At 72.0% G+C, this 6,361-nt stretch carries 6 protein-coding genes; 4 read left to right on the top strand and 2 right to left on the bottom strand.

Translation table 11 applies throughout. From position 1 onward, the window contains the following. The first annotated feature begins 41 nt into the window (after positions 1-41). Together ACFWYM_RS36285 and ACFWYM_RS36290 are read left to right on the top strand one after the other, a co-directional pair. Complete coding sequence (locus tag ACFWYM_RS36285) at positions 42-482, top strand: hypothetical protein (protein WP_384846995.1); 441 nt, start codon at positions 42-44, stop codon at positions 480-482. Positions 483-487: 5 nt separating this feature from the next. Next, a complete protein-coding gene (locus ACFWYM_RS36290; RefSeq protein WP_384847008.1) occupies positions 488-1,801 on the top strand; it encodes an ion channel protein in 1,314 nt (437 codons plus the stop codon). Here the strand turns inward: ACFWYM_RS36290 and ACFWYM_RS36295 are convergent. After that, positions 1,770-2,408 (bottom strand): MarC family protein, encoded by a 639-nt coding sequence (locus tag ACFWYM_RS36295; RefSeq protein ID WP_384846997.1) that lies wholly within the window; start codon positions 2,406-2,408, stop codon positions 1,770-1,772. The two genes, ACFWYM_RS36290 and ACFWYM_RS36295, sit on opposite strands and share 32 nt — an antisense overlap. A 70-nt stretch (positions 2,409-2,478) precedes the next feature. Next, positions 2,479-3,387 carry a LysR family transcriptional regulator gene (locus ACFWYM_RS36300; protein WP_384846998.1) on the bottom strand — a complete coding sequence of 303 codons (909 nt, stop codon included), beginning with the start codon at positions 3,385-3,387 and terminating at the stop codon, positions 2,479-2,481. Positions 3,388-3,551: 164 nt separating this feature from the next. Here ACFWYM_RS36300 and ACFWYM_RS36305 point away from each other — a divergent pair, with 164 nt between their 5' ends. Further along, positions 3,552-4,838 (top strand): SGNH/GDSL hydrolase family protein, encoded by a 1,287-nt coding sequence (locus ACFWYM_RS36305; RefSeq protein WP_384847000.1) that lies wholly within the window; start codon positions 3,552-3,554, stop codon positions 4,836-4,838. A 20-nt stretch (positions 4,839-4,858) separates the two neighbouring features. Continuing rightward, the gene (locus tag ACFWYM_RS36310; protein ID WP_384847002.1) at positions 4,859-6,151 is read left to right on the top strand and encodes an MFS transporter; all 1,293 of its coding nucleotides are present in this window, start codon (positions 4,859-4,861) and stop codon (positions 6,149-6,151) included. The last annotated feature ends 210 nt before the right edge of the window (positions 6,152-6,361 follow it).

A 6,361-nucleotide genomic window follows, 5' to 3' on the forward strand; every position in this document is an offset into this window, starting at 1 on the left:
CCCGGGTAGCCGCACGCCCGCGCCCCTCACAGGGTCGAAGCATGAGCGACACGGAAAAGACGGAGAAGAACGCGGACAAGGGCGGGGACGCGGAGAGCGGCTGGGCCGTCGGCGGCACCGTCTTCGCGGGTGTCCTGATGCTGGTCAACGGCATCCTCGGCATCCTCGAAGGCATCGCGGGAATCGCCAAGGACGACGTGTACGAGCGCCTCGGGGACTACGTCTACAAGTTCAACCTGAGCACGTGGGGCTGGATCCACCTGATCCTCGGGATCCTGGTCGCGGTGACCGGCTACGGCATCCTCAAGGGCGCCGAGTGGGCGCGGGCCACCGGCATCGGGCTCGCGGCCCTCGCGATCGTCGTGTACTTCGTGTGGCTGCCGTACCAGCCGCTGTGGGGTCTCATCTCCATCGCCATCGGGATCTTCGTGATCTGGGCGCTGTGCCACGACCGGTCGTCCACCGGGTCGACCACCAGCTGACGCGCATGACCAGCGGCGGCGGGACGGCCCAGGCCCGCGCCCTGCTCCCGACCGTGCTCCCGGCGCTGCTCATCGGCGTCGGGAGCAGTCTCGTGCTGCTCGCCCTCTCCGCCGTCGCGGACCGGCTGCAGGACCTGCTCTGGGACTCCGTGCCGGACTGGGCGGGCGTGGACGGGACCTCTGCCGGGTGGACCTTCGCGGTGCTCACGGCCGCCGGACTGGTGGTCGGGCTCCTCGTGTGGAAGGTGCCGGGGCACGCCGGGCCCGACCCGGCGACGACCGGGCTCGTCGACCCGCCGCTGCCGCTGCGCGTGCTGCCCGGCATCGCGCTGACCGCGCTCGTCGGACTCGCGGGCGGCGTGAGCCTCGGCCCGGAGAACCCCATCACGGCCATCAACATCGCCCTCGCGTACGGGCTCGGCGTACGGGCGCTGCCCCGGGTGCCGGGCGCGGCGTGGGCGGCGCTCGCGGCGGCCGGGACGATCGGGGCGCTGTTCGGGACGCCGGTGGCGGCGGCCCTCGTGCTCTCGGAGTCACTCAGCAGTGGCGGCGGCAGCGGGAGCGAAGGGGGCAGCCCTCAACAGCCCCTGTGGGACCGGCTGTTCGCGCCCCTCGTCGCGGCGGGCGCGGGTGCCCTCACCACCGTGCTCGTGGCGCACCCGGCGTTCTCCGTGGACCTGCCGGACTTCCGGGGCCCGCACTGGGCGGACGGGGCCGCGGCGCTGGTGATCAGCCCGCTGGCCGCGCTCGCGGGACTCGGTGCCGTCGCCGCCTTCCCGTATCTGCACCGGGTCTTCCACGCCCTGCCGCACCCGGTCCTGATGCTGACCGTGGGCGGGGTCGTGCTCGGCGCGCTGGGGGCGCTGGGCGGTCAACTCACCCTGTTCAAGGGCCTGGAGGAGATGAAGGAGCTGACGGCGGACGCGGGCGGGCGCGGGGCGGGGAATCTGCTGCTGCTCGGCGTGGTCAAGCTGGCGGCGCTGACCGTCGCGTCCTGCGCCGGGTTCCGGGGCGGGCGGATCTTCCCCGCCGTGTTCGCCGGAACGGCGCTCGGCCTGTGCGCGCACGCCCTCGTGGACTCCGTACAGCCCGCGCTCGCCGTCAGCTGCGCCATCCTCGGGCTGCTGCTCGCCACCACCCGGCAGGGCTGGCTGTCGCTGTTCACGGCGGCGACCGTCGTCCTCGACCTGGACCTGCTGCCGCTGCTGTGCGTGGCGGCGCTGCCCGCGTGGCTGCTGGTCAGCGGGCGGCCCGAGATGCTGGTCGCACAGGCGCCGCCGGCGAGCGTCACTGGCCGAACGGCGGATGCAGCGCCTTGACGCCCAGGTCGTAGAGGCCGTCCAGGATCAGGTCCACGGCCACCGCCGCGAGCAGCAGGCCGAGGAGGCGGACGAGGAGTTCGGTGACCGTGTGGTGGGTGCGGCGCAGGAAGTGGCCGAGGAGCAGGACGCAGACCAGGTTCAGGGCGATCACGGACACGTACGCGCCCCCGACCGTCGAGCGCCAGCTCCACGAGTTCTCGCGCTCGGCGGCCTCGATCAGCACCGCCGTCAGGGCGAGCGGGCTCACGATGTACGGCATGAGCAGCTCGCGCACGCCACCGATCAGGTCGGGCGTCGCGGCGTGCGGGCCGTCGGAGCCGAGGTGGATGCCGAGGACGAGGCCGACGGCGTAGAGGAAGAAGATGATGCCGCCCGCGAGCTGGAGCGCGGGCGTGGAGATGTGGAAGAGCTTCAGCACCCACGGCGCGGAGACGCTCACCACCAGGCCCACGAGGACGGCGGCACCGGAGGAGACGAGGGCGATCCGGCGCAGTGCAGACAGCTCCCGGGTCTGGGCCAGCTCCGCGAAGGCGAGGAGCACCTTGGGCGGGCCGACGACCGAGAAGAACGTGATGAACGCGGCGGAGAACGTCAGGGCGGTCACGGGACGCATCCTGACCCCGGGGGCGCGGGGTCAGGATGCTGGACACGGTTCCTGCCCGCGCCCGCACTCCCTAGAACTCGGCGGGACCGCCATTGGCCGTAACCGTGTCCTCCACCGCGCGGATGAACGCCTGCGTGCGGGAGTTGGTGCCCTCCGTCCGCCAGATCAGCGCGACGTCCGCCTTCGGAATGTCGTGGATCGGCACGAATGTCACGTCGGGCCGTGAGTAGTACGTCTCGACGGAGGCGATGACCGGTGAGATGCCCTGGCCCGTCGCGATGAGCGTCATCAGCTCCTGGAAGGTGGAGACCGCCTGGCCTCGGTGGATCTCGCGGCCGCTCGGGGTGCGCGACGGCACGTGGAAGTCCCACCAGTAGGCGGGCGCGCTGTTCACGACGCCGAAGAAGGTCTCCCCCGCCAGCTCCTCCAGGGAGATCGAGGTGCGGCCCGCGAGGGGGTGGCCGAGCGGCATGGCGAGGACCCGGGGCTCGTTGATGACGACCGGGCCGACGGTGAGGTCCGGCTCCGCCACCGGCAGGCAGGTGAACAGGACGTCGACCTCGCCGCCGCGCAGGGCACCCAGGGGGTCCTGGAACTGCGTCTCGCGCATCCGCACCTCGCAGCGCGGGCAGCGCTCCTTGAACGTCGCGAGGACGGCGGCGGTCAGCGAGCCCGCGCCCGACCCCAGGAAGCCGACCTTCAGCTCGCCCTCGACGCCCCGCGCCGCGTCCTTCGCGCGCGCCAGGGCCTGCTCCATCTGCGCGTGCAGCGGCGCCACGTCCTCGTACAACTGCCGTCCGAGCGGCGACATCCGCACCACCCGGCTGGTGCGCTCGAAGAGCGGGGCGCCGATCTTGCGCTCCAGCTTCTTCACGGTCTGGCTGACCCGCGCCTGCGAGAGCAGCAGCCGCTCGGCGGTGCGTCCGAAATGCAGCTCCTCGGCGAGCGTCAGAAAGGTCTCCAGCTCATGCCGTTCCACGGCCGCTCCCCCTACGAATAGCCTCTGACCTGCATCGATAAGCGATAGCGCGTGGATCGTTTCACGCTTCGCCGTTGATCGGGAAGTGGCGTCGGCGGATCTTTGAGTTGTCCGGTTCACGGACGACCGAGCGCCTCCCCCTCCCTCACTCCCCGGAGATTCCCATGTCTGCTGCCGCCCGCAAGACGCTCGCCCGCAAGACCGTCGTCGCCACCGCCGCGCTCGCCCTCACGGCGGGCCTCGCCGTGACCTCCGCGCAGGCCGACAACGAATCCAACAGCCACGACAGTTGGAGCGCCGCCTGGGCCGCGGCCCCGCAGCGCCCGAGCACCGGATTCAAGGCGAACTGGTCGGAGTCCGGCTTCTCGGGACAGACCCTGCGCCAGGTCGTCCGTGTCACGGCGGGCGGCGACCGGGCCCGCATCCGGCTCTCCAACGCGTACGGACCCTCGCCCCTGCACATCGCAGGCGCGACCGTCGCCCGCACCAAGGGAACGAAGGGCTCCGCCGTCGAGGACGGATCGGTGCGGCGGCTCACCTTTGGCGGAAAGCCTTCGGTGACCATCCCCGCGTACGGTCAACTCTCCAGTGATGCCGCCGAGTTGGACCTCAAGCCCTTTGAGTCCGTGACCGTCACGCTGCACCTGAAGCGGACCACCGGGCCCGCCACCTTCCACGCCCAGTCCTTCGCCACGAGCTACCGCGCGGACGGCGACCACATCCGGGACACCGGGGGCGGGGCGTTCAAGGAGTCGACGGAGTCCTGGTACTACCTGTCGGGCGTGGACGTGACGGGCGGGCCGAGAGAGCACGCGGGCAAGGGAGTCGTGCTCTTCGGCGACTCCATCACCGACGGCTTCGCCTCCTCCACCGACCTCAACCGCCGCTGGTCCGACGCGCTCGCCGGGCGCCTCGCCAAGGCGGGCACGCCGCGCCCCGTCGTCAACGAGGGCATCGGCGGCAACATGGTCCTCAACGACTCGGCCTGGTACGGCGACAAGAGCTCCACCCGCTTCCGCCGGGACGCGCTCGACCTGCCGGGCGTCTCCACGGTCGTCGTCCTCGAAGGGCTCAACGACATCGGCTTCAGCGAGACCGACAAGCCCACCTACAAGCCCGCGCCCGTCGTGTCCGCCCGCGAACTCATCAACGGGCACCGGACGTTGATCCGCGAGGCGCACGCGGAGGGCAAGCGGATCGTCGGGGCCACGCTGCTGCCGCTCGGCGGCTCCGACCACTACGGCAAGCACGCGGCGGCGGTCAGCGACGCCTTCAACACGTGGGTGCGCACGTCCGGCGAGTACGACGCGTACGTCGACTTCGACAAGGCGCTGGCCGACCCCGCGGACCCCGAGCGGATCCGCCCCGCGTACGACAGCGGTGACCACCTGCACCCGAACGACGCGGGCTATGCGGCGATGGCGCGTGCGGTCGACATCGACTCCCTCTGAGCCACAAGGAGTCACGTGCGATGTCCCCGCTCCAAGAGCCCGCGTCCGACGCGCGGGCCACCACCGAGGCCGTGCCCCGCATGACCGGCCGGCAGACGCTCGTCCTGACGCTCCTCCTCGGCTCCCAGTTCATGGTCGCCGTGGACTTCTCCATCCTGAACGTGGCGCTGCCCGCCGTGGGCGCCGGACTCGGCTTCCCGCTCGGGCAGTTGCAGTGGATAGCGACATCGTTCGCGCTGGCCGCCGCCGGGTTCACGCTCTTCTTCGGGCGGGTCGCCGACCTCTTCGGGCGCAAGCGGCTCTTCGTCGGCGGGATGGCGGTGCTGGGTCTGTCGTCGCTGCTCGGCGGGCTGGCCACGACGCCGGAGACGCTGATCGTGGCCCGCGTCCTGCAAGGTCTCGCGACGGCCGCCGTCACCCCGGCGGGGCTCGCCCTGCTGACGACGGCCTTCCGCGAAGGACCGCTGCGGGAGCGGGCGTTGGGGCTCAACGGCGCCCTGATGTCGGCCGGGTTCACGGCGGGCGCCGTGCTCGGCGGGCTGCTGACCGAGCTGCTGTCGTGGCGGTGGGCGTTCCTCGTCAACGTGCCGGTCGCCGCCGCCGTCGTCGCTCTCGCACCGTCCGTCATCCGTGACTCGAAGATCGTGTGCAGGCACCGGCTCGACGTGCCGGGCGCGGTGACCGTGACGGGTGGCCTGCTGGCCCTGGTGTACGGGCTGACGCGGGCGGGGGCGGAGGGCTGGGCCGACCCAATTGGTGTGGTGGGGATCGGTGTTGGGCTGGCGCTGCTGGTCGGGTTCTGGTTCGTCGAGCAGCGGGCCGCGGCGCCCCTGGTACCCGTACGGATCATGCGGCGCCGCAGCGTCGTGTGGGGCAACGTGGCCGGGCTCGTGGCCTTCGCCACGGAGACCTCGCTGGTGTTCCTGCTGACCCTGTACCTCCAGGAGGTCCTCGGCTACTCGCCGCTCGCGACGGGGCTGGCCTTCGGGGTGCTCGGGCTCGGCACCGTGCTCGGCGGGCCGCTGGGCGGGCGGGTGGTCGGGCGGTACGGGACGGTGCGCACGCCCCTCGTGGGCTTCACGGCCACGGCGACGTCGGGGCTTCCCGATCATGAGCAGGGGCTGGCCACGGGGCTCGCGACGATGACCCAGCAGGTGGGGATCACGTTGGGGATTCCGGTGATGAGTGCGGTGGTCGCTGCGCGGGGCTCGGTGCTTTCTGGGGTGACCGGTGCTGTTGTGGTCAACTCGGGGTTGGTGCTTGCCGGTTCGGTGCTGGCCTCTCTGTTGCTTGCCCGAGGTCGTCGGGGCTGATCTTTCTGGTTCATCGCACCCTGCGTCGTGGGCTGTGCCCACCCGTCCCGCCGTGCGGGACGCCTGCCCACAGCGGAAGCGGCCGGCTCCCACCCGCGCAGGCACGCGGAGGCACGCGGAAGCGGCCGGCTCCCACCCGCGCAGGCACGCGGAGGCACGCGGAAGCGGCCGGCTCCCACCCGCGCAGGCACGCGGAGGCACGCGGAAGCG

This window comes from Streptomyces sp. NPDC059009 (genome assembly GCF_042740175.1).
Taxonomy (GTDB): domain Bacteria; phylum Actinomycetota; class Actinomycetes; order Streptomycetales; family Streptomycetaceae; genus Streptomyces.